This window comes from Leptospira langatensis (assembly GCF_004770615.1).
Lineage (GTDB): Bacteria > Spirochaetota > Leptospiria > Leptospirales > Leptospiraceae > Leptospira_B > Leptospira_B langatensis.
On record NZ_RQER01000005.1, the window covers coordinates 189782 to 211134 of the forward strand.

Consider the following 21353-nt stretch of genomic DNA (forward strand, 5'->3'; position numbering starts at 1 on the left):
TTCCCCTACTCTTTATGATTCGATTTCAGATCGGCATAGTTTTCCTTCTCGTTTTTTTTCTAAACGAGTCCTGTTCCGGCACCATTTCTAGAACGGAAGTGGGAGGAAGAGTAACAAGCACTCGATATGCTGAGTCCGCGACAATCATTCGTTCTTCCGATTATATAGAGCTAGGCGTCTCTAGCGGAGAAAGTTCCGTATTCTTCTTATTCGGTCTCTTCCCCATGACGAATCCTATGAATATGGATTATGCGTTAAGCGACGCTGTCCAAAGGATCCCAGGCGGAAAGGGCCTAGTCAAGATCAAGTATTGGCATGAGACCCATCTATTCTTCCCGGTAGGAACTGTGAGCGTACTGAAAGTCAAAGGGACTGTGATCGGCTCTCCCGAAACAAATCTAACACCGCCCCAGGAGCCCACAAGAAGATGAAGACCAGAATATTGATCTTCGGCATTTTCATCTTCTTCTTTGCGGATTGTATTCGCCAAGATACCGTTCCGGAAGGAGACGCAAATAGCCAGATCTATGCTGCCGCAAATTTTCTCTCCCAAAAATGCGGAGATCCGATCCCTCCTCATTTTCCAGTAGCGATAGGAGACGTGCAGAGAAGGAATTTGGATCTATGCAGTATTGCGATCACCAAGGCGGAATGTCCGTTTGTGTCTTATCCGGTTGCTTGTCTTCTCATCTATTACGATAAGTCCTTGGGTGAAATTCCCTGGTACTTGAACTTCAAAGACGCATTTGTAGATCCGAAAATCCCATGAAGATGAAACGAGTACTGATCAAATTAGTCTTTCTAGCCGCGTTCGCGCCCGTGGATGTCTTCGCAGAGGTGGCATTCAAAGCGCGTCTATTCTCCAGACAGAAAAACCAAGGGGAAGCTCGTACTCAGGTACTTCTATTCGAGACCAGGAAATTGTATAGAACGGATGCGGAAGGTTATTTCGACGCAGTTGTCCCCGCTCCGGGAATGTATACGTTCCGTGTATTAAAAAATGATGATATGCAGGATCTCAAGGGGAATGTGGAATCTTCCGGACAGATCATCACTCTGTATATGGATGCGGGCGCAAACTCTGGGGGAATCGGTTCTTCGGTCCCTAAGGCTCCCAAAGGAGCGATCACCATCTCCGCAGAAAGAGAAAAGCCGATCATGTCCCGAACCACCCTTAAGTACGATGAGATCAAGAGGATGCCCGGAACCTTCGGCGAACCTTTACGAGCCATCGAGACAATTCCTGGCGTTGTGCCTACAGCCGCATTCGGTGGGGGCGCAAATAACTATGTGATCCGAGGTTCGGATCCGAACTCGAACTTATATTTAGTGGACGACCTTCCTATCTTATATCCGTTCCACTTTGACGGATTGAGCGCTGTGGTAAACGCCAACCTGATCAAATCCATGGACGTGTATACGGGAGTATATCCCGCGAATTTCAATAACGCCTTAGGTGGGGTGATCCATATCGATACCGTAGACAAGGTGGACAAGTCCCAGAAAAACCTGATCATGTCCGCTTGGTCGAGTAGCATCAGTTATATGAGCCCTACCTTCGGAGGAAAAGGCTATATGATCGCCTCCGTCCGCGTGGGTTACTTGGATCGTTTCGTCCAAGGATTGAGTTCTGCCTTAGGCGCAAATTTTCCGGAAGGAGTACGATTGCCTAGGTTCGTGGACTCTCAGGTAAAATTCGTTCATAATTTCAATGAGAAGCACCAGATCTCTTTCCATTCTTTTTATTCCAAAGACGACTTTGCAGCGGACATTCCGAGCAAGTATAAAAACGACCCTGCAAACGATTCCACGGCTGCCTTTGCCGGAGGAAATATTTCTGCAGGACAAGGATTCAGGACCCAGGCTCTTCGTTATACTTGGAAACCGATCGATACCTTCTCCAATCGGATCACTTTTATTAGCTATGATCCGTTTACCGATTTTAACGTTTCCTTAGGCTCCATCAAAGGGAAGAGCCAGGCAAGCGGCGCGTATAACGGAGTACGCCAAGATGCATTCTGGGACCCGAACCGCCATTTCAGCGTTGAGTTCGGTTCCGAATTCAGACAACTGAATTATTACTCTAGAGGATCTAGTATTGTACAAACCGATCCGACCAATATGAGTCCGAATCCGTATGATACTCAAAGCCCTGCATTCACTACGATCCCAACGAATATCACTGCAAAGGGAACGTACTATAACTCTTATGTTACCACTAAGATCAAGTTCGGTGGATTTCAGATCGAGCCTGGTGCAAGGTACGACTATATCCCGTACGTGCATCATAGTGCTCTAGGTCCGAGGGCTCAGGCTTCTTATAAGTTTGAAGGGATCGGAAAAGGAACCACAGTCTTCGGGGGCGGAGGAGATTTCTATCGATTCCCTCTCGACACTCGTTTCAACAAGGACAGCGGGAACCCTCATTTGAATTTCGAAAAGGTATTCAAGTATGGGGGCGGTATCGAGCAACTCTTAGAGGGAGACTATCAGATCAAGGGAGAAGTATTCAAACAGGAATATTCGAATTTGATCGTGGACGATCCGTACGCTACAGATCTGATCGGAGTAAATCCGGATCCCTATTCTGCAGTAACTCAGCCATATGTGCTGAACAAGAAACTGAATTATTCCAATAAGGGGACCGGCTGGTCTCACGGTTTCGAATTGGTGCTTCGGAAGAATTCCAGACCTGGAACCAGGCATTGGTTCGGATGGATCACGTATACCTGGTCCCAAACATTCAGAAATAATAATGTTTATATGCAGTATCCGAATACTCCTGCGCTCACCCAGCAGCAGATCGAGCTGACTTCTCAGGTTTATAATAATTCCAAACAGACCTTATACGATTATGATCGGACCAATGTGATCAACGTAGTATTCGGCTGGAGATGGAGCCAGGAATGGCAATTCGGCTTAAGATGGTCTTACCTGACCAGTATGCCGTTTACGCCTATTGTAGGGGACGACGGAGGCAAATTCAGTAACCCCGCCAATGGGCAGACATATTGGGCCCCTCAATACGCCAATAATCCGGCCCTAGGACAATATATCAATAGTCAAAGATTAAAACCTTATCATCGACTTGACATCCGATTCGACCGGTTTTTCAATTATGAATGGGGGTATGTGAATACGTTCTTGGAGATCATCAACGTCTATATGCGTGAAAACGTAAATGGAGAGAGTTTCGATAATACCAAGCCTTATTCCAAAACCAACCCAAGCCCGAATCCTACGTTTGGGACCATTCCTCTTCCAGGAGGAGTTGTGATCCCTTTCTTTAACGTAGGAATAGAGGTTAAGTTTTAATGAACGAGCAAAGCATATACCAACCTGCCTTCCGCAATCTCGCACTAGCGATCGGGATACTTGCGCTTTCCTTCTGTTCTCAGACCGAAACGGATCCGAAAGGCGAAGGGTTTATATTGCAATCTCTCATCAATACTTCCGCCCAACCAGTATCTGCATGCAAGAGCTCCGCAGAAGAAGCAGAGAATTGTCTAAGCTCCACTTCTGATCTATCCGGTTCGGGAGAAGGTTCCTTGGCAAAGATCTTCTCCGGAGGTTCGGCTTCTTCTTACGAATCCTATTGCAATCAACTCTTAGAACAGGGTCAGATGTCGAAACTGGGAGCCAAGGTCCAAGAATGTATTTTTAACTGCAATGCAGCCTATTGGTCCAGAGTTCAATCCGAGGGCAGTTGCGAAGGGGACGGAACGGAACTCATCACCGGATCCGGGGTCGAAACCTTAAACTGTCTCCGAAATTGCAAAGAACTCTATCTTTCTGAGCCGGAACCTTCTTCCGGGAATTAAGGAACAAAAACAGAATGACTGGGATCATACCAGGCAAAAAAACAGAATGTAGGAAGGATACCTAGAATGAATTTTGAGAGTTTCATCGAGTACGGTGAATCAGCTGTATTCGTGATCATGATCATCGCGAGCATTCTCGCAATCGCAGTAGTGGTCGAAAGAGCTATCGTATTTACTAAAAATACCAAGGATTCCAAATCCTTACTCTCCGAAATCATCGAAACCGTCCGCAAGGGAGAACTTTCCGAAGCGCATAAATTCACGGAGACCCATCCTGAAAATGTATACGCGAGATTCGCCGGCTTCTCTGCAGAACATTCCAAAAAAGGAAAAGAAAGTCTAGGTGAACTGATGGAAGGAAAGGCAATCGGAGAAAGAGTCGAATTCGAGACCAGACTTTCCATTCTAAATACTCTAGGAAACAACGCCCCCTTTATCGGACTACTCGGAACAGTATTTGGAGTGATCAACGCATTCTATCGTTTAGGAACCTTAGGAAATACCGGAGCGGACGTAGTGATGAGGACCATCTCCACTGCACTCTTGGCAACTGCAGTAGGTTTGGCAGTGGCAATCCCGGTGGTAATGGCAAATAACTACTTTACTCGCAAATTGAAGATCATCCAAGCAAACCTGGATATACTTTCCAGAGAATTCTTAGCGAGCCTCTCTCGGAAATAACTCCCGAGAAATTTAAGGAGTAGAAGATGGCAGGACAAAGTTCTTCCGGAGATGGAGAAGAGATAGGTAGCATTAATATCACACCGATGGTGGATGTTATCCTAGTGCTCCTAGTGATCTTCATGGTAACTGCAAACTTCCTGAAAAAGGAATCCATCAATATCAATTTACCTAAGGTAGATTCCGCGGATCCGAATGTGGCGCAATCCGTTCAGGTCGCATTGACCAAGGACGGCAAGATCATGTTAGAAGGAGCGGAGACGGACGGTCCTCGTTTGCAAGCACAGTTGCAAAGAGATCTGAAATTCAGACCGAATATGAGGCTTACCCTGTCGGCTGATTCTTCCATTCCGTATGGAAAGATAGCGGAGACCATGGGATTGATCCACAAGGCCGGAGTGACTCGGATCGCTTTATCGGTGAAAAGATAAATTTAGGCTTAGGAATGAACCAAGGCTTAGAAAAAATAAAGACCGCAACACTGCAAAGAGTGAAGGAACTTACTCTTTGGGAAAAATGTTTGTACGGCTCGATCGCAGCCCATATTCTTTCTTTCGGGATCTATTATATAGCCACTCATACGGATGTTTCCATCGTAGATTCGGAACAATTAGAGATGAATGTCGAAGTGGATATAGAGGACATTCCCCCTGAATTATTAGGAGGAGAAACTTCCCCTACCCATGTGGAAAAAGAAGAATGGGTAGAAGGTTCTAAAAAAGACGGGGAAGATCCGGACGAGGCAGAAATCGATCCGAACAAATTGAGTGGGGACGGCACAGACAAGGACGGATTCTTGTACGCCTTTTTAGGAGACAAGCCTCCGGCAGCTATTATAGATTTCGACCTGAACGATTTCTTTCCGGAGAATGCAAAGGCCCAAGGGATCTCCTATGCAGACATCACTTTAGAAGTACAAGTAGATGAAAGAGGAAATCTGGTGCAGGCCAAAGTGGTTCGATCCACAATCAAAGGCTATGGCTTCGAGGATGCCGCTGTCAAAGTCGTTAGGATCGCGAGATGGAGCCCTGGCTATGCAAAAGGACGTCCGACTAGAATGAACCATAGAGTCCCTGTCCACTTCGAGCTAAGAGATAATTAATTTCCCGACGTCATAATTAAGGCAATTCCTTCCGGAAATTTCTGGAAGATACCTTTTTTAGATATAACATTCCCTAAAAATCCAAACATACATTCTAAGAATACTGCTGCGGTTTTAAGGCCCCTCCCGTCCATTGTAATAAGGACATGGAATCAAATCGCTGGAAATTCTCCTTATTAGGAACGATTGCGATCATTCCCTTACTCTTTCTATTATCTCCTAAAGACCCGGAGATGATACTTGCGGAGAAGGAGGTCCCGAACGAGATCCTATTCTTAGGCCAAAAGAAGGAATCCGTTTCTCTCAAAAATATCCTAACAGGAAAGCAGACCTTATTGTATTTCGGTTCCTTCGATTCCCCCGAAACGAATCAAAAAGACCTTCAGAAGTTCCTGACCCATTTCCAAGAGTCCGCTCCCTTAGGAGCGCAATTCGTATTCATCACCTTGGCTCCGAATAAAGATCATTATAAGAATCTAAAAAACCTTTTCGGAGACTTAGGGGAGAAGATCATATTCCTAAGTCCAAACGGACCGAGTGCGGGAATGGAACTAGCAAGAGCCTTCGGTATCCAATCCTATATCATTCCTGAAATTGAAAGAATGAGATACCAACCTGCTCTCATCTGGGTAGATGATTCTCCTAAGATCAGAGGCATCTTTCCGCATTTTGCAGAGCATCCGGATTCCATCAATATTCCTGAATTGCTAGTCCAAGCAAAATAATCCGAAGTTCCCATAAAAATCCACATCTCATTTCTTTTACTAAGAATTTTCATCTTCGCTAAGCCGTTTATAGCTCGGAAAATCGTTGATCAACTCGGGGATTTCGAAGTAAAGTGGAAAGCCGTGTTAAAAACTTCTTTCCCGGAGCGACTCACAATGCAAAGAAAAATACCTTTGGTATTCTCGCTTTTGTTCCTAATATTCATTCTTCCCTTATCTGCACTTACTCCTCCTCCCCCCTTGGAGTCCCAGGTCAACGCTTCCAATTATATTGCATTTGCACGGCTCTCCAACGTAAAGGAAAGTAAGATCTCCTCCAATTCCATCTCGGTCACTGCGACTGTAGAAGTGCTAAAAGCGTTAAAAGGAGGAAGCGAACTGCCTCAAAAATTCGACCTGGCATTCTTAGTATTTCCGGAATTATTCGGCAAGTGGCTGAAAGCCACTCCTCAGGAAGGAGAATATATTCTTTTTCTAATAAAGAAAAAAGTAAAGGATAGCAAAGGAACCGAGTCCGAGACCATTGCCCTTTACGAACCTCATCCTTATGCTTTCAGGGAATACAGCAAAGAACTGGAAGAAAAGATCCTATCCCACGTTAAGAACTAAAAGGTATCCTAGAATGAAATTGAATCTTCGTATATTATCAGTATTTACCTTCTTATTTTTCCTTTCATCGCCCGGCTCATTTGCCCAAAGCATTCCTACTTTAGGAATGAAACAGGAGCCTGCAGAATTGATCGCTTCCCTTAAAGAAGCCAATCCTTACAGGATCGCACATAGAGGACTTCCCTCTTCCGTGGACCTTTCTTCTTATATGCCTCCTGTGGGAGACCAGGGACAGCAAAGTTCCTGCGTGGCCTGGTCTACGGCCTATGCCACGAAGTCTTATCAGGAATACATGGAAAGAAAGAATTCCGGGTGGAAACTAAGGGACTCTTCGGGTTCTCCCAATTATTCCAATATTTTTTCTCCCGCATTCATCTATAACCAGATCAATGGAGGAAGGGATAACGGTTCTCTCATCTCCGACGCAATGCGTTTGGTCGTCGAAAATGGTGCGGCTCCTTGGAGCAGCATGCCTTATAATCCGAATGACTATTTGAGCCGCCCTTCTTCGGCTGCTTTTAATACTGCATCCAATTATAAGGCGAAGGAATTCCTTAGGGTCCGACAAACCGATCCGAACGAAGTAAAGAACCAGCTCAATGAGGGAAGACCGGTAGTCGCAGGTATCTTAGTTTACGAAAACTTTATGAACCTCAAGGGCAATCAGATCTACAAGGAAGGGATCGGTAAGACATACGGAGGACATGCGATCGCAATCGTCGGATACGACGATTCGAAAGGAGCCTTTAAATTCATCAACTCCTGGAGCACCCAATGGGGCGACAATGGTTATGGATACATCGAGTATAAATGGTTCTCTAAGATCTGCCAATCGGCGTTTGTGATGGTGGATGATACTACTCCGGCTGCGACCACCACGACAACAAACTCGGATACCACTAGTACCACTACTACTACGGATCCGGTTCTTCCTCCTGCAACCGATACAAAGCCTGTACCTCCGGAAAAAGTAAAACCTCTTCCTCCTAAGGAAATCTCCGCTTCCCAAGGTTCGTTCTCAGATAAGGTGACCCTGACATGGGAGTCCATTCCATTAGCGATCGGATACGAGATCTACAGAAAAGGATCGGGGGATTCTTCTTTTTCCAAGATCGGTCTTTCTCAAACAAACGGTTTCACTGACGATGGGGTGCAGAAGGACTACGCTTATTCGTACAAGATCGCGACTCTGACAGACACCGATTCTTCAGACTTATCGAATGGAGAAGTGATTGGCTACGCTAAGACGGAAGAAGCTAAGGCTCCTCCAAAAGTAGTCGGCCTCAAAGCAAGCCAAGGACAGTTCTCCAATAAGATCGACCTTACTTGGGAAGTAATAGACGGAGCAAACGACTATTCCATCTACAAATGGAGCGCAACTCAAAAGAAATATCTTTCTCTGGGTAAGGCAAAAGTCGCAACATATTCCGATAACGGAGCAGCCAAGAATGGGGTCACTGAATTCTATGTGGTTGCTGCAATAGGCAATGGCAAAACAGGAGAACCTTCTGACGCAGCATCCGGCTTTACTGCTAAACTTGCCGCTAAACCTTCTAAACCGATCGGGCTGAAGGCTACAAAAGGATTATATAATAGTAAAATAGATCTGCATTGGCAGAAGGTAGCTGGTGCATCCAAATATCTGATCTACAGATACAATATCACCGGGATTTTCGGAGGCGGGGCATGGTCAAAGTTAGCCGAAGAGTCCAGAGAAAATTTTAGCGATGAGAAACTATCCGGACAATACGCATTCTACGCAGTGGCGGCGGTGAACAAGGACGGACTTGCCGGACCATTCTCAGACTACGCGTACGGCTTCATAGACCCGAACAAGCAGAGAGGCGCTAAATTACCTACCCCTGAAAATCTGAAAGGGAATACGGATCCAAAAACCGGAAAGATCTCCCTAAAATGGGATCTGGTCAAAGGTGCTAACGAATATTACGTTTATAGAAAGAAGAGAGGATCTTCTTCTTGGGATTTCCTATCCGCAACGAACGATAAAACAGCCGTCTATACTGCCGATATTCCGGAGAAGGAAACCTTATATCTATACTCGGTCACTGCCAAAACAGACCTCGGGGGAGAAAGCGATAAGGCAACTCCTGTTTCTGCGGTCCTTTCCAAGGCAAAGCCTGCCGCCGCAATGCGCTCCTTTGGAGGAGATTCTAGTTTAGAAAAATTTAAAGGACCTTGGACTGCAATGTCTTGGGACGGATCCAAGGGAGTAAACCAAGTCCTTCTGGAGATCGAAAGCCAAGATAACGTGAATTACGTAGTGAAATTCAATAAGCAGAAAATCTTCGAGGGAAGATATGTAGAGAATAGCCCGATCATCGACAAGGAAGGAAAATTCAAGATCGAGATCGAGAATTCAGGAGACGCACTTCAGGTTACATTAAAGGACAATGGGATCATCAACCAAAAGGCCACTTTGAACTTCCTGAAAGAATAAAGGCTGCTCAAAAGAGTTCCCACAGGATTGAAGGCGAAAATTTTAGCTTGTGAGATCGCAGTTTTTGTGATATGCGAGATGAGCGATCCCACGAGCCACTCCCCCCTCCCGAAACAGGGCGGGGGCCGACCAAAAAAGCTGTAGGAGTTCCTACAGCTTTTCCTTAAAACAGATCCAGGTCTCTAGCTAAAACGAATATATTCCCGACACTCTTCAGTCTTTCGGTTAACTCGGGGGAACTTAAGATCTTAGTAACAACGGTTTCAGGAAGCTTCTGCATCTCCTTGAAGCGTTCCTTATAATCTTCTATCCAGATCTTTCTACAGAATAGATTGGCTTGGAAATAATACACTTGGTGAGTAATGAGAAAGTTGAGAGAGTCTATATCTTCCAGCGCTTCCGCGGTGATGATCGCTTCTCTATTATCGGAAAGTCTTCTGCAATAATCTATAAATGCAAGGTTGTCGAGGAATTTCGTTAGATCCTGATCCGCTTTGAACTTGAAGCTGATCGGATCCAACTTGAATTCTTTGATCATCTCTCCTAAGTCCAAAACCACCTGGTGACTTTGGCTTTTAACTCCAAAATCATCCGCAGCAAAGCTAATCCCGAAATTCCAAAACCTTCTGCACACCGATTTTAGAGTGGCTTCCGATTCTTCATAAGGCTTTTCGATCAGCTCCATACGGATATTCTGAGGATTTAGATTCTGCTTCAATAGTAGCTCATGGAACCGAGTTACCTTCTCATCTGTATCGAAGGTATCGATGAGGGTTTGGGGTGAAATATTAAATTTCAATAATCCAGGAGAGCCGTTGCAAGACATGATCAACTTTTCGATGATCAGAAGCTCGATCCGATTCAAGTCTTGGTCGTGAGGAATATCACGGATCAGGTCGGAGTAACCCGCATACGCTTCCCCGCCTACGAAGACCTCTCCCCCTTTCATGGAGAAGGTATGGTCCCTATGATTATAGTGAATGATAGGCTGGATAACTGCGTCTGGACGATCGTTGGCAAAATAGTCGTTTACCCGATTTAGGTAAGTCCAACTCCAACGGACCAAATTGTCCTTTAGATTCTTTAAAGAAGAAGAATCCAGTTCCCTAAAGATCTCTTCAACATAGGAGATAAAATTACATTGGGTCCTTCCGATCCCGAAATCGAAATTCAAGGATCCTGAACGCACGGACTGATCGTGAAACCTTCCCATGGCGGCATCAAAATTCGCCAGATTCTCCATACCGGAATGGTCGATCGGAGCCACCCCGATCAATAGGTTCTTCTTGTCCCCATAGGCATAATAACGGAAGAGCTCTCTGTGAGAAGGTTCAATATCCGAGATCCTTTGAGGGATCAATTGGATAAACTCAACTAGAGAGATGGTAGAGATATTCTGAAAGCGAAGAAGGAAGATAGGCTTCCCTCGATTCTCATTTATGAATACCGTCTTAAACTGCTCGAGATCCCCCAAATCGAAGGATCTTAGTTTTAAGTCAGAGGTATCTGTCATTTCGTTTTCAGCATGAATCGGCATAGGGACGGATTTTGCAAGCGTAACCCGTGGACTGGATTTTAAACGACTGTTGTTTTATGTAAAGCGGAATCGCAAACTCTCATTTGTAATCCGATCCTTGCCTAATTCCGATAATTTTCTTTGTCCAGGACCATCATTTACTAGAGTAATATCCCCTTCCATTATTACTTTTGTATCAAACAAAATATCTCCCTGCACTTTTAAAGAGGTGCAGCGCACCAAAGAGGGAATGATCTGCATTCTTTCATTAAAGTCTCCTACCTTCTTATAATAGGATTCATCCAAAGAGACTACTAACTCCGCAAGTCCTGCTTCCTTTCTTTCCCCGGACATGGTTACGGAAAAATCATGATTTAAGGAATAGGCATCGGAGCGGCGCACTAGATAATCTTCGCATTTCTTTACCGGAGCGAATCTATCTCTTGGAATAATAATGCCCTTGGCTTTAGAGAAGTTTTGGATCGCTGAACCCATCGCTGTCTCCAGCTGTAGGACCTCCTTCCCTTCTACCTTTTTAGGATTTACGATCAAGGAGAGTTTGAACTTTTCTGAAAGAAGCTTTTGTTTGAGAACATCCAATCTGATCCAAAGATTATTCGTGGAGAATGTTCTAAATTTTCCTAAGCCTTCAAACTCATGCATATGTTCCGCTGGCACTTGAGCCGTCTCCAGCAATTGTAAGTTCTTTTTTTCTTTGCCGACTACTCTTCTGAAGATCGCTCCTCCTTTCTTGTCGGCAAGAGTCTTAGGAGTCATCTCCATACAGAACTCCAGACCCTCTTTCAGAATGTATTCCAAAATTCCTGCATGTACTGTAGCGCCCAAATTGTCTCCGTTGGAAACGAATGCGACCTTATACCCTTTCTCTAAGAGCTGATCCAGTAGACCGGTCTCCAAAAGAGTGAACCAAATGTCCCCGTGTCCGGGAGGACACCATTCTTCGTTCTTATCTTTTTCCGATTCGAGAGGAACCAAGTTCGGGACCACAAGCCTCGGCACCTTATGCTGCAAGAAACTCATAGGATAATTTTGGGTGAAGCCGATCTTCTTTAATTCGGAGAGGCTTTGCTCTTGGGTACTGAAACTGTCCATGAGCACAAGCGGAACTTCTAATCGATATTGCTCTCTGATAAATCCGATCTGCCTGCAAATGATCTCTAAAAAGGACATTCCGTCCTTGATCTCTATCAGGGATTTGGGCCCGGATAGACCCATACTGGTACCAAGCCCGCCGTTCAATTTGATAACGACTAGTTCTTTGAGATATGTAGGATCTCCTACATACGAGGACTCAATTTTTTCCAAAGAGATCTCATCGGAAGAAGGATCCAGATCCCCAACTTCTTCCCATTTTACGATCCCAGTCTCTCCGTTCCGGACCTCTTGGATCTTAGATAGAAAATCGGAAATGAATTCGGAAGAGAGACCTTCCTTTAACATCTTCTCTCGGATCAATTTTTCAGATTCAGCGATCATCGGATCCATCTTATAATTCCTTTCGCATCATATATTTCATCGAACTCGCCTAATTCAATCGTATATTTCTCTTCTTGGGAAGAAGGGTCATAGATCAATTTGAGTTTTATCTCCCTTCCTCCTTCTTTCTGTACAGGCCTCTCACCTTCTTCCGCATAGAGAGGAAGAAATACTACAAAGGAATAGATATATACCGACTTCTTTGCGCTTCTTCTATAATAGAGCACGCCCTTGCCTGAAAGATCCCTTTTGAGGATCCTTGTATACGGCACGGGAAAAGTCTTGTTCCAAGTGTTTAAAAGGATTTTATCCATCTCCGAATGCTTTGGAACCTCGGAATACAGATCTGTTACAAAGATCAAAAGAAAAACAAATACGATCGGGCGAAGAATAGACTTCATAAACCTTCTAGACAGGTTGAGATACCCAGCCTATCCTTCAAGTTATTTAATAGATTCTTTATATTTAGAGTAGGTATCGTCGTCCGAATCGAACAAGATGTCGGCAGTAGCGCAGATGACTCCGCTTAAGGATACGATCCTGATATTTAGGAGAAAAACCTGATCTTGGAATACGACCTGACCGAGAGTTAGATACTCTGCTCCGAATAATTTCCCCGCGGAAACGATCTGATCGCTTAGCACTAACCCCGTTTCCTGAAACGTCTGCTCTCCTACGACTCGATTCAGCCTATCTCTCTCTAAGAGTATAAAAGTCTTAGGGTCGAATAATTCCTTACTCAAACGATCCGAGATCATTCTGCCCAATTGGGAGTTTTTTCCTTCTTCGTTAATAATGTCCAGAATACCGAGTCTCGCAGGTAGTTTTCCTCCTTGTGCCTTAAGAGAAGCTAAGAACTGGTATCTAAGCTCGGAGGCGATCGTTGCAGTCGCCGAATTCGGATCCTTTGCCTTAAGCTTAGTTCCAGGACCGGAAGCACAGTCGATCAGCAAGAACAAGAAAACGAATGGGAAGAGAAACATGTTATTTTTCATTTGAGAACCTAATATTAAAAATACTTAATTAACGTGACCTGATTTCCGGGACTATTGAATTTTACCAGATCGAATGTGGATAGGGTAAGGGTTAATCCCCTTCCATGAGTGATCCCTTCCGAATTCAATTTCTCCATGCTGTTTTTCATGAGTCTGGCATGGTTGAATCCCTTTCCCTCATCAGTGATCCGAACTCCCAGTCTGTCCCGGGACAGGGAATATTCTACTTTTACTTTTTTGGATTTATAATACGGATCCTTCTGTCTTTCCTGGACGAATCTGAAATAACTTCCATCCGTCATTGCCCTGGTCTTTTCCTCAAAACTGATATTCAGGTTCCCATGTTCGATCGCATTGATGATCATTTCTCTCAGGCAGTTTCGGATTGCAGTAATGGTCCCTGGATCGGTGAATCTATATAGATTCGTAGTCATTCTTTGGCTTAAGAGTTCGGCATTTTGCAGGTAATTATTCGCGGAATAGACTGTCTTCTCGTCATCCACGTATCTGGACATTAAATCCTGATCCGGCTCATACGCCCTTCCTAGGATCTCTCTTTGGCCCTCATACTCCAATACTTGGAATTGGATCTGTAATTCCTTCGGCTCTCTTAGATACTTCTGTAAAAACTCCCCTAGAAAACGGACAGGCTTCCCTTCCGAGGCAAGCTCTTCCAACTTCTCCAAGACATACAATTTCTTGTATGCATCTTGGAGTTCACCCGCCTTGTAGATGAGCTCCATAAAGTTCTTCCCTATGACTTCTTGCGGTTTAAAGCCGATATGCTTAGACACGGATCGATTGGCTGCGAGTATGTTCCAGTTCTGATCCAAGGAAAAGAGAAAGTCCTCTTCTACTTCGAAAAGACTTCTGTATTTTGCCTCCGATTCCTCTGCCTCGTTACGTATTCTGCCTAGCTCATTTACTCTGGACTTAAGTTGATCCGAGAGTCCTTTGATCCGATCTGCCAACCCTAGGGAAAGTAGGCTTACTTCCATTACAGAACCGACTTGGATCCCCCAAAGTGTGAAGAAATTATTAGGCAAGATCCCGAAAGATTTCAATCCGAACAAGAAGGTAAAGAATAAGAAGAAGGACCAGGCGAGTAGGAAGTATTTTGCTTCTCTTCTCCCGGCAAGCAAACATTGGACCCCATTCCCGATCAGAAATCCGAGAGTCACAAACATCAGGATAAGACTCGCCATGATCGCGGTTCTGTATTCCCAAAGGAAAAGCGTGGAGAACATCCCGAACCCGCATAGACCGAATAGAACATAATAGAATCGAGAAGTCTTAGGTGTGTATTTGGGTGCGTTCAAGAAAGATCTTCCGAAGGCCGCTCCGGTCAAAAGCGCGGTAAAAATAGAGAACGGAAGACTATAATTCGCCCATAAGACCGAATTCCTCCATAAATACTGGAAGGACAATCCGTTCAGAGTAAACTGAAAAAGTATATACGATAATATGTATAAAACGTAATATAAATAACTTCTGTCCTTTGTGGAGAATAAAAGAAAAAGATTATAGATCACCATGATCAACATCGACCCATAATACAGCCCCAAAAAGAGTTGTTCTAAGAATGCGTGTTCTGTGAATTCTCCCTTTGTGAATACGATAAAAGGAAGGAGTATGGAACTCGAACTGGAGATCCTAAAATAGATCTCTCGTACCGAGCCCGGTTTATCACTGAATGAATAGGCAAAATTCCGATGTTCTATAGGACGGAATCCGAACTCTCTCATGTCTCCGGACCGATTGGTCGCGTTTTCGGATCCTCTTCCGGAGTACAATTCCACATAGTCTAACAACGCATAGTCGATCTCTAAGATCCAATCTATGGTCTTGTTTGTGGTATTTTCTGTCTCGATCTTGACCCAGATAGCGGCCTGAGAATAACCCAAGCTGTTTTGGTCCAGTTTCTTGTATTCCCCTCTATCAAAAGCCTTTACGATCTCAAAGAAAGGCTTCTTTCCCGTATCGTCCTTATATACGGAAAGATAAGGAAGCAAAGAGACTCCGTTCATCTCCTTTGTTAAGGGGAATCGTTCCGAATTCTCTTTAGAATAAAGTTCTTGGTTAGATAGAAGGAAGGAAAGAAAACCGAATCCTAAAAGCAAAACATTTGCGATCCGAGAACGTTTTTCTTTCCGCATAGTTTTTCCATCCCCGATCAGGAGAAGAAGCTGCCGAAGATATGAGGGATTTTTTCTATGATCTGCTTAGAGACGATAAAAGTCCCGATACTACTTCCAATCTGAGGCAATGTGAACACGAGGAAAATACGTATCACATTATTCCTCCAATATCCACGAAAACTTTCGGTATCCTCTCCTATCTTCTCAAAATCTTCGACCAATGGCTTACGAAGCCAGGACTCGGAAAGAGCGGCGAGCCAACCCGGCTTGATGATCGGATTGAAATTCCCTACTGGAGCGGCCAGAAATGCGAGAACAATAGAGACCGGATGAGCAAGAGCGACCAGAGCGCCTAACGCGGCAAGTGTACCTTTTACTAGTATCCAACGTAGCAGGAACTCCTGTCCCTCTTCTCTTCCTCCATGCCAATAAACGAAACCGAAAAGGCTGAGTATCAATGCAGGGAATAAGATAGGACGGATCACATCCCATACGCTTTTCTTAGGCAGGATATCCAGAGGAGAGATATCTTTATCCTCCGTGATATTCTTCATGATCCCTTCTAAGTGCCCGGCACCGACGACTGCAAAGATCTTTTTGCCGTCTACTGCCTGTTCGCGGATCCTCTGGGCGAGATATTCATCCCTTTCGTCTATGATCACATTTTTTACGGAATGATAACGGTTCGGCAATTGAGAGAATAGATCCTTGAGCACGTCGTCGGACTTCATCTCTTCTATCTTCTCCGGAGTGACTTCTTCCTTGTAGAGCAAGGAGGTCAGAAGAGTGGAGAAGAGGAACATGCGGCTCCAGAAGCCCACATTCCACCAGGCTCGTTTCAAGGTGACTGAGATCTCTCTGTCGACCGGAGCGATCTTGGCCCCTATTTTTCCGCCCTCTTCGATTGCCTTGCGCATCTCGTCGCCGGGACGGATATTCCCATGGCCCAATTTCTTTTGAAAGGAAGAAAGGATGAGGCTGGAAAGAAGAAGCCACATCTTCCTTTCTTTGAAGACCTTGAAGATGTCCAATTTCTTCCAATGATCCGGATCCAAAACGGATCTCATTCTGGACGGACAAAGCTCTACACAGACTATGTCCGGCTTTTCTTCTTGGATGATCTTGGAAACTGCGTCTATACTCTTCTGGCTAATATGAGCCGTCCCGAGAATAGTAACGGAGGAACCGTTGAGCTGGATGGTTCGGATCGGTTCGGATGAAACGGTTGCTGCTTGCACTGGAAATCGGTTTCCTTTCTGTTTCCATACAGTTTCCCTTCCCCTCCGAGACTTGAAACTCTATTTTTGATATATCGCAGGGATTTTCCTCTTGGATTTTTTACGATCCGAACCGTCACATAATTCGGATCAAACATCCGGTTTTTTTCCAGGAAAAAGATTTGATGTAAGTCTTAGGGCCGAGAAATATTTGTTCGGCCTATTCATTTATCCGAGATGGGAAATTAACTTTCAATATGCTCAATAAGGACGTAAAAATTATTAACGTCGGTATCGCGGATATCCAAAGCGGACAGTCTCCCTCCGTGATACGCACCACTTTAGGATCTTGCATCGGGGTAGTATTCTACGCTCCCGAGAAAAAGGTCGGAGCCATGGCTCATATCATGCTCTCCAAGGACTCTTCTGGAAAAGATTCCGCAAAGAACCCTTTCAAGTACGCGGACACCGCCCTTCCCCAGCTTGTAAAAAAAATGGAAGAGTTGGGATGCGCTAAGGGAGAATACTACGCTCGTCTATTCGGAGGAGCCTCCATGTTCAAAGGAATGAACTCCAGTTTTTTACAGAACATAGGCGACTTGAACGTAAGCGTAGCGAAAGAATTTCTAGATAAAGAGAAAATAACGTTACTCGTAGAAGAAGTGGGCGGGCATGAAGGTAGAACGATAAGTCTCTACTTGGATGACGGTAGGATCCTCCTGAAAAAAGGCGGATTCGAAAAATACCTCTATAAGGTCAGGTAGGCGGAAATGAAAGAAAAGATAGACCAACTTTTTCAGAACGAAGCCCAACTCCCCAAAATGTCCTCCGTGGTCAGCAAAGTCATGGAAATGGCAAGCAAACCGGATGTGGTGATCGCGGACCTGGCAAAGGAAATCTCCAAGGATCCTGGCCTTACTGCGGCTGTGATCAAGCTTTCCAACTCGGCATACTTCCGTCCTTCCAAACCGGTAAAGACAGTGCAAGAATCCCTCATGACCCTTGGGATCAAGACTGTGAGGGAGATCATTCTTTTAAACGAGACCAAGGGTATCCTCAAGAAAGAACTCAAAGGATACCAAGTGGACGGCGAAGCGAATTGGTTGCATTCCTTGATCGTCGCAGAACTTGCGATGAGGATCGCTGTTCAGAAAAAACTGAAGATAGATAAGGACGTTGTTTTTACCGCAGGACTCTTGCATAATATTGGCAAGGTCATCCTTTCCGAATTCTTCCCGACCGTGCTTATGCAATTTAGGACCGAGTTGCAAAACTACGAAGGCCTTTATACGGAACTGGAAGCGAAATTCTTCGGTTATACTCACCAAGAGGCAGGCGCTAAACTTCTGACGAAATGGAACTTCCCTGAAGAACTGATCGAAGTCGCAAAATTCTATACGGAGCCTGAAAAGGCTGTGCATTTCCCTGAATTAGTTTCCGTGGTGCATATCGCGAATTGCATCGTGTTAGTCGGTGGAATGGGAATTGACATAGGAGGTTTACGAATTCCACTTTCTCCTAAAGCCTTACAGATCACGGGCGTGACGGAGGGAGACTTACAGATGTATTATACTCTTCTGCCCGAAATGGCTAAGCATATAGAAGAGCTAATCTCAGTTTGAAAAATATCGCCCTGATCGGTCCCAGAGGGGTCGGAAAGTCCAAAATCTCTCGCAAGCTATCCAAGCTCACAGGAAAGCCGGTCCTATCTACGGATATGATCGCGGTCTATCTCACAGGCGGCCTTTCCATTCCTGATTTCGTAAAGTCCCATTCCGGGAACTGGAAGCCGTTTCGGGATCTGGAATATGAGATCCTGGAAAAAATTGCTTCGGCTCAAAACCTGATCTTGGATTGCGGAGGCGGGATCCTATTCGATCAAGACGATTCCGGAAAAGAGATCGTAAGCGAGAGAAAGGTCCGTATCTTAAGAGAGAATTCGTTTGTGATCTCTCTCTCCAGAAAATCGGAATACTTGATCGAAAAGATCCAGAACGATCCGACCAGACCTCCTTTAAGTTCTGTCTTATCGTACAAAACAATTTTGGAATCCAGACTACCTCAGTATAGAGCGCATTCAGACATTCAAATTGCCTTGGATGACCGCAGCGTAGAGGAAGTCTGCGAGGAAATACTACGCAGATCCGGCTGGGCCTAACATAAAAAGGGCGTTCTGCCCTTTTGTTGAACTCCCTAATTTTCAGACTTCTAGTAAAATCAGAAATATCTTTACGGCATTTCACCTTCGGGAGAAAAAAAGATAAAAATGATAAAGATAGAACTAGAGGTCCGACATGATAGAAACGGAGGTCCCGAGGAAGAATAAGGCTTCCTTCGAGAAACTGATCAAAGTTATTCGGCAGAGAAATTATAAGAAGGCTACCGAATACACGTATCTTAGATACAATCTTGACTTCCTTTTATTCGCAAACAAACCAGCGGAAAAAGTAGTTACCAAAGATATTGAGAAGTACATCGACCATCTGCGTAAGAAGAAGGTTTCTTCTTCTACCATTCAAATTAATATCAGCTCTTTGAAAATGTTCTTCGAAGAAGTATTGGATATGAATATATTCGAGGACTTCAGAAGGCCCGCAAGGGAATACAAAACTCCTAAGGTCTTAAGCCAAAAGGATATTTCTATTCTATTGGATTTTGCCTCCGAATCGAATCGGTCTCATCTTCTTTGCGCTCTCGCCTATTTCGGCGGCTTAAGAGTGGGAGAGATCATTCGTTTGAAATGGGGTCAATTCGATCTGACCAAGAGAACGATCAAAGTGGACTCCCCGATTCCCACCCAAAACCGAATTGTTTTGATGGATGCGGAATTGCAAAAAGTACTGAAGAAGTTTGAGAAGGAAGTAGGGACCGAAAAGTCCGCCTTCCTATTCCCCGGGAAATATGCAGGGACCCATCTTACTTCCAGGAACGTGGAGAGATTGGTGGGAGACTTGGCAAAGGCAGCGGGTATTAAGGCCCAAGTGACGTTATTCACTCTGCGCCATAGCCGGGCCATTCATCAATTGGCAGAAGGAAAAAGCCTCGAGGATATCAGGGATTTTCTGGGACACAAGAGCCTTGCAACCACGGAGAGTTATCTTCCGATCCGCAAGAATCTTCGACCTCAGGTGAGACAGAAGCATATCCAAGACGCTTTGAAGGAGATCAAGAGAAAGTACAAATACTGAATTCTCAGCCGGCGGAAACGCCGGCATTCGCCTTCTTGCGAATGCTACGTTTGCGTACCAAAAGATCCTGTATCCTTTTATAGGTCTCGGATGTTAATTGCAATCTGGAGAATATTAAGGATCCTGCAATAAAGAAACATCCCACCACCGGCCCGAATAGGATCGTAAGATTATGGCCCAGCTCCGGATCCTGGATTGCGGAGCCTTCTTTATAACCGATCGCTTCCAGTAGGAAGCCGATACAAGCGAATCCGATCGCCCTCACGATCTTAGTGGCCATTTTCCAGAACCCGAAATAGGCACCTTCCCTCTTTTCGCCCGAGAGTAACTCGTCATAATCCACTATATCCGCTACAAGGGAATCGAACAAGAGAATGGAACCCGCAAAGATCCCTCCAAAGAATGCAGCGATCAACGGAGCCTCATACGATCCCGGAGGCAGATTCGGATATAAGAAAACGGTCATGACCCCTAAGAGAAAGCTCCCCCAGAAAGCCGGCCATTTCTTGCCGAAGTGATTTGCAAGATAGATCCAAAGAGGAATGGAGAGGATCAAAAAGAACACGAATGGAAGAAGGATACGAGTAACTACTTTAGAATCTTCTAATAATAATCTTTGCTTATAATATAAAAGACCGATAGAAGAGTTCAAGGTCCTTGCAAATGTAGCCACGATAAATGCGAATAGCAAAGGTCTAAAGAACCTATTCTTCCAGATAGAGCGAGTGGATTGAAGGAAGGCAGAAAAGCCACCGGAAACGATATGATCCGGGTCCTTCTTCCATTTTTCCAAGGGTTTATCCTTTCCTTTTGTGGAAACGTACGAAAGAAGAGACACAAAGATAAGAAGTTCTCCCACTACCAAGGCGGAAGAACTTCTGGATTCGAATAGATCCGCTCCTGCTCCCACCCATAGTGCAGGTAAGAGCAATCCAGCCAAAAGTCCTAGATTCGCAAAGAATAGTCTCCATCCGAAGACCTGATTCCTCTCGTCGGTCCGGGATGTAAGCTCCCCTCCTAACGCGATATGCGGCACTGCGATGATCGTCATGAAAGTATTCGTTAAAAAATATAAGGAGAGAAGATAAATAAACTTAGCCGTTTGTGATTCTAAAGCTGGAGGGGTGAAAAGAAAATAGACTGCGATCCCGAGGAGCAGCCCTCCTACTATAATATAGGCCCTTCTTCTCCCCGTCGTGAAAGAAGTTCGATCCGAAATGAATCCCATGATCGGATCGCTGATCGCATCCCACAGAATCGCAATGAGCATGGCCAACCCGAACAAGGAAGGCTTGAGCCCTATTATGGAAACGTAAAATTCCAGAAGATAGATCTGGGCCATAGTTTCCACAGCCGTAATCCCCATCTCCGCAGAAGCATAACCTGCAATCGCTCTTATATTCATT

General features: G+C 44.8%; 21 protein-coding genes. 14 read left to right on the plus strand and 7 right to left on the minus strand.

Annotation, left to right across the window (positions count from 1 at the left end):
- Positions 1-14: 14 nt before the first annotated feature.
- The 10 genes from EHO57_RS08830 to EHO57_RS08875 all read left to right on the plus strand — a co-directional run bounded on the left by EHO57_RS08830 (position 15) and on the right by EHO57_RS08875 (position 9396).
- Complete coding sequence (locus tag EHO57_RS08830) at positions 15-431, plus strand: hypothetical protein (protein ID WP_135646684.1); 417 nt, start codon at positions 15-17, stop codon at positions 429-431.
- Positions 428-769, plus strand: a complete 342-nt coding sequence (locus EHO57_RS08835) for a hypothetical protein (protein WP_135646685.1) — start codon at positions 428-430, stop codon at positions 767-769. The genes EHO57_RS08830 and EHO57_RS08835 overlap by 4 nt, the downstream gene beginning before the upstream one ends.
- Positions 766-3315, plus strand: coding sequence for a TonB-dependent receptor plug domain-containing protein (locus EHO57_RS08840; protein WP_135646686.1), 2550 nt, complete (start codon positions 766-768; stop codon positions 3313-3315). The genes EHO57_RS08835 and EHO57_RS08840 overlap by 4 nt, the downstream gene beginning before the upstream one ends.
- Positions 3315-3821 carry a hypothetical protein gene (locus EHO57_RS08845; protein ID WP_135646687.1) on the plus strand — a complete coding sequence of 169 codons (507 nt, stop codon included), beginning with the start codon at positions 3315-3317 and terminating at the stop codon, positions 3819-3821. Before EHO57_RS08840 ends, EHO57_RS08845 begins: the two co-directional genes overlap by 1 nt.
- 66 nt (positions 3822-3887) lie before the next feature.
- The gene (locus EHO57_RS08850; RefSeq protein ID WP_135646688.1) at positions 3888-4502 is read left to right on the plus strand and encodes a MotA/TolQ/ExbB proton channel family protein; all 615 of its coding nucleotides are present in this window, start codon (positions 3888-3890) and stop codon (positions 4500-4502) included.
- A gap of 26 nt (positions 4503-4528) precedes the next feature.
- Positions 4529-4933, plus strand: coding sequence for an ExbD/TolR family protein (locus EHO57_RS08855; RefSeq protein WP_135646689.1), 405 nt, complete (start codon positions 4529-4531; stop codon positions 4931-4933).
- A gap of 14 nt (positions 4934-4947) precedes the next feature.
- Entirely contained in the window at positions 4948-5604 is a 657-nt protein-coding gene (locus EHO57_RS08860; protein WP_135646690.1) for an energy transducer TonB, read from the plus strand.
- A 146-nt stretch (positions 5605-5750) separates the two neighbouring features.
- Entirely contained in the window at positions 5751-6329 is a 579-nt protein-coding gene (locus tag EHO57_RS08865) for a thioredoxin domain-containing protein (RefSeq protein ID WP_135646691.1), read from the plus strand.
- Positions 6330-6485: 156 nt separating this feature from the next.
- Positions 6486-6938 (plus strand): LIC_20196 family exoprotein, encoded by a 453-nt coding sequence (locus EHO57_RS08870; RefSeq protein ID WP_135646692.1) that lies wholly within the window; start codon positions 6486-6488, stop codon positions 6936-6938.
- Positions 6939-6951: 13 nt separating this feature from the next.
- Positions 6952-9396: a C1 family peptidase gene (locus EHO57_RS08875; protein WP_135646693.1), complete on the plus strand. Its 2445-nt coding sequence runs from the start codon at positions 6952-6954 to the stop codon at positions 9394-9396.
- 163 nt (positions 9397-9559) lie between these two features.
- On the opposite strand, the gene EHO57_RS08880 is transcribed toward EHO57_RS08875, so the two are convergent.
- The 6 genes from EHO57_RS08880 to EHO57_RS08905 all read right to left on the minus strand — a co-directional run bounded on the left by EHO57_RS08880 (position 9560) and on the right by EHO57_RS08905 (position 16780).
- The gene (locus EHO57_RS08880) at positions 9560-10909 is read right to left on the minus strand and encodes an EAL domain-containing protein (protein WP_135646694.1); all 1350 of its coding nucleotides are present in this window, start codon (positions 10907-10909) and stop codon (positions 9560-9562) included.
- Between the two features lie 78 nt (positions 10910-10987).
- Entirely contained in the window at positions 10988-12418 is a 1431-nt protein-coding gene (locus EHO57_RS08885) for a UTP--glucose-1-phosphate uridylyltransferase (protein ID WP_135646695.1), read from the minus strand.
- Positions 12406-12810, minus strand: coding sequence for a hypothetical protein (locus tag EHO57_RS08890; protein WP_135646696.1), 405 nt, complete (start codon positions 12808-12810; stop codon positions 12406-12408). The genes EHO57_RS08885 and EHO57_RS08890 overlap by 13 nt, the downstream gene beginning before the upstream one ends.
- A 42-nt stretch (positions 12811-12852) precedes the next feature.
- Positions 12853-13392 (minus strand): CsgG/HfaB family protein, encoded by a 540-nt coding sequence (locus EHO57_RS08895; RefSeq protein ID WP_135646697.1) that lies wholly within the window; start codon positions 13390-13392, stop codon positions 12853-12855.
- A 26-nt stretch (positions 13393-13418) separates the two neighbouring features.
- Positions 13419-15560, minus strand: coding sequence for a 7TM diverse intracellular signaling domain-containing protein (locus tag EHO57_RS08900; protein ID WP_135646698.1), 2142 nt, complete (start codon positions 15558-15560; stop codon positions 13419-13421).
- A 17-nt stretch (positions 15561-15577) separates the two neighbouring features.
- Positions 15578-16780 (minus strand): TraB/GumN family protein, encoded by a 1203-nt coding sequence (locus EHO57_RS08905; protein ID WP_135646699.1) that lies wholly within the window; start codon positions 16778-16780, stop codon positions 15578-15580.
- Between the two features lie 236 nt (positions 16781-17016).
- Between EHO57_RS08905 and EHO57_RS08910 the strand changes: the two genes are divergently transcribed.
- The 4 genes from EHO57_RS08910 (at position 17017) to EHO57_RS08925 (ending at position 19947) form a co-directional block, all read left to right on the plus strand.
- Complete coding sequence (locus EHO57_RS08910; protein ID WP_135646700.1) at positions 17017-17523, plus strand: chemotaxis protein CheD; 507 nt, start codon at positions 17017-17019, stop codon at positions 17521-17523.
- A gap of 6 nt (positions 17524-17529) precedes the next feature.
- Entirely contained in the window at positions 17530-18381 is an 852-nt protein-coding gene (locus tag EHO57_RS08915; RefSeq protein ID WP_135646701.1) for an HDOD domain-containing protein, read from the plus strand.
- Entirely contained in the window at positions 18378-18917 is a 540-nt protein-coding gene (locus EHO57_RS08920; RefSeq protein WP_135646702.1) for a shikimate kinase, read from the plus strand. The genes EHO57_RS08915 and EHO57_RS08920 overlap by 4 nt, the downstream gene beginning before the upstream one ends.
- A 136-nt stretch (positions 18918-19053) precedes the next feature.
- Entirely contained in the window at positions 19054-19947 is an 894-nt protein-coding gene (locus tag EHO57_RS08925; RefSeq protein ID WP_135646703.1) for a tyrosine-type recombinase/integrase, read from the plus strand.
- A 4-nt stretch (positions 19948-19951) separates the two neighbouring features.
- Here the strand turns inward: EHO57_RS08925 and EHO57_RS08930 are convergent, their stop codons facing one another.
- On the minus strand, positions 19952-21352 hold the full coding sequence (locus EHO57_RS08930; protein WP_135646704.1) for an MFS transporter: 1401 nt from the start codon (positions 21350-21352) through the stop codon (positions 19952-19954).
- Position 21353: the final 1 nt, after the last annotated feature.

Bases quoted from the DNA above. Each gene is read 5' to 3' on its own strand.
- EHO57_RS08895 (WP_135646697.1), bottom strand. From the start codon at position 13,392: ATGTTTCTCTTCCCATTCGTTTTCTTGTTCTTGCTGATCGACTGTGCT.
- EHO57_RS08850 (WP_135646688.1), top strand. From the start codon at position 3,888: ATGAATTTTGAGAGTTTCATCGAGTACGGTGAATCAGCTGTATTCGTG.
- EHO57_RS08865 (WP_135646691.1), top strand. From the start codon at position 5,751: ATGGAATCAAATCGCTGGAAATTCTCCTTATTAGGAACGATTGCGATC.
- EHO57_RS08880 (WP_135646694.1), bottom strand. From the start codon at position 10,909: ATGACAGATACCTCTGACTTAAAACTAAGATCCTTCGATTTGGGGGAT.
- EHO57_RS08875 (WP_135646693.1), top strand. From the start codon at position 6,952: ATGAAATTGAATCTTCGTATATTATCAGTATTTACCTTCTTATTTTTC.
- EHO57_RS08830 (WP_135646684.1), top strand. From the start codon at position 15: ATGATTCGATTTCAGATCGGCATAGTTTTCCTTCTCGTTTTTTTTCTA.
- EHO57_RS08915 (WP_135646701.1), top strand. From the start codon at position 17,530: ATGAAAGAAAAGATAGACCAACTTTTTCAGAACGAAGCCCAACTCCCC.
- EHO57_RS08835 (WP_135646685.1), top strand. From the start codon at position 428: ATGAAGACCAGAATATTGATCTTCGGCATTTTCATCTTCTTCTTTGCG.
- EHO57_RS08930 (WP_135646704.1), bottom strand. From the start codon at position 21,352: ATGAATATAAGAGCGATTGCAGGTTATGCTTCTGCGGAGATGGGGATT.
- EHO57_RS08870 (WP_135646692.1), top strand. From the start codon at position 6,486: ATGCAAAGAAAAATACCTTTGGTATTCTCGCTTTTGTTCCTAATATTC.
- EHO57_RS08890 (WP_135646696.1), bottom strand. From the start codon at position 12,810: ATGAAGTCTATTCTTCGCCCGATCGTATTTGTTTTTCTTTTGATCTTT.
- EHO57_RS08925 (WP_135646703.1), top strand. From the start codon at position 19,054: ATGATAGAAACGGAGGTCCCGAGGAAGAATAAGGCTTCCTTCGAGAAA.
- EHO57_RS08900 (WP_135646698.1), bottom strand. From the start codon at position 15,560: ATGCGGAAAGAAAAACGTTCTCGGATCGCAAATGTTTTGCTTTTAGGA.
- EHO57_RS08855 (WP_135646689.1), top strand. From the start codon at position 4,529: ATGGCAGGACAAAGTTCTTCCGGAGATGGAGAAGAGATAGGTAGCATT.
- EHO57_RS08840 (WP_135646686.1), top strand. From the start codon at position 766: ATGAAGATGAAACGAGTACTGATCAAATTAGTCTTTCTAGCCGCGTTC.
- EHO57_RS08885 (WP_135646695.1), bottom strand. From the start codon at position 12,418: ATGGATCCGATGATCGCTGAATCTGAAAAATTGATCCGAGAGAAGATG.
- EHO57_RS08910 (WP_135646700.1), top strand. From the start codon at position 17,017: ATGCTCAATAAGGACGTAAAAATTATTAACGTCGGTATCGCGGATATC.
- EHO57_RS08845 (WP_135646687.1), top strand. From the start codon at position 3,315: ATGAACGAGCAAAGCATATACCAACCTGCCTTCCGCAATCTCGCACTA.
- EHO57_RS08860 (WP_135646690.1), top strand. From the start codon at position 4,948: ATGAACCAAGGCTTAGAAAAAATAAAGACCGCAACACTGCAAAGAGTG.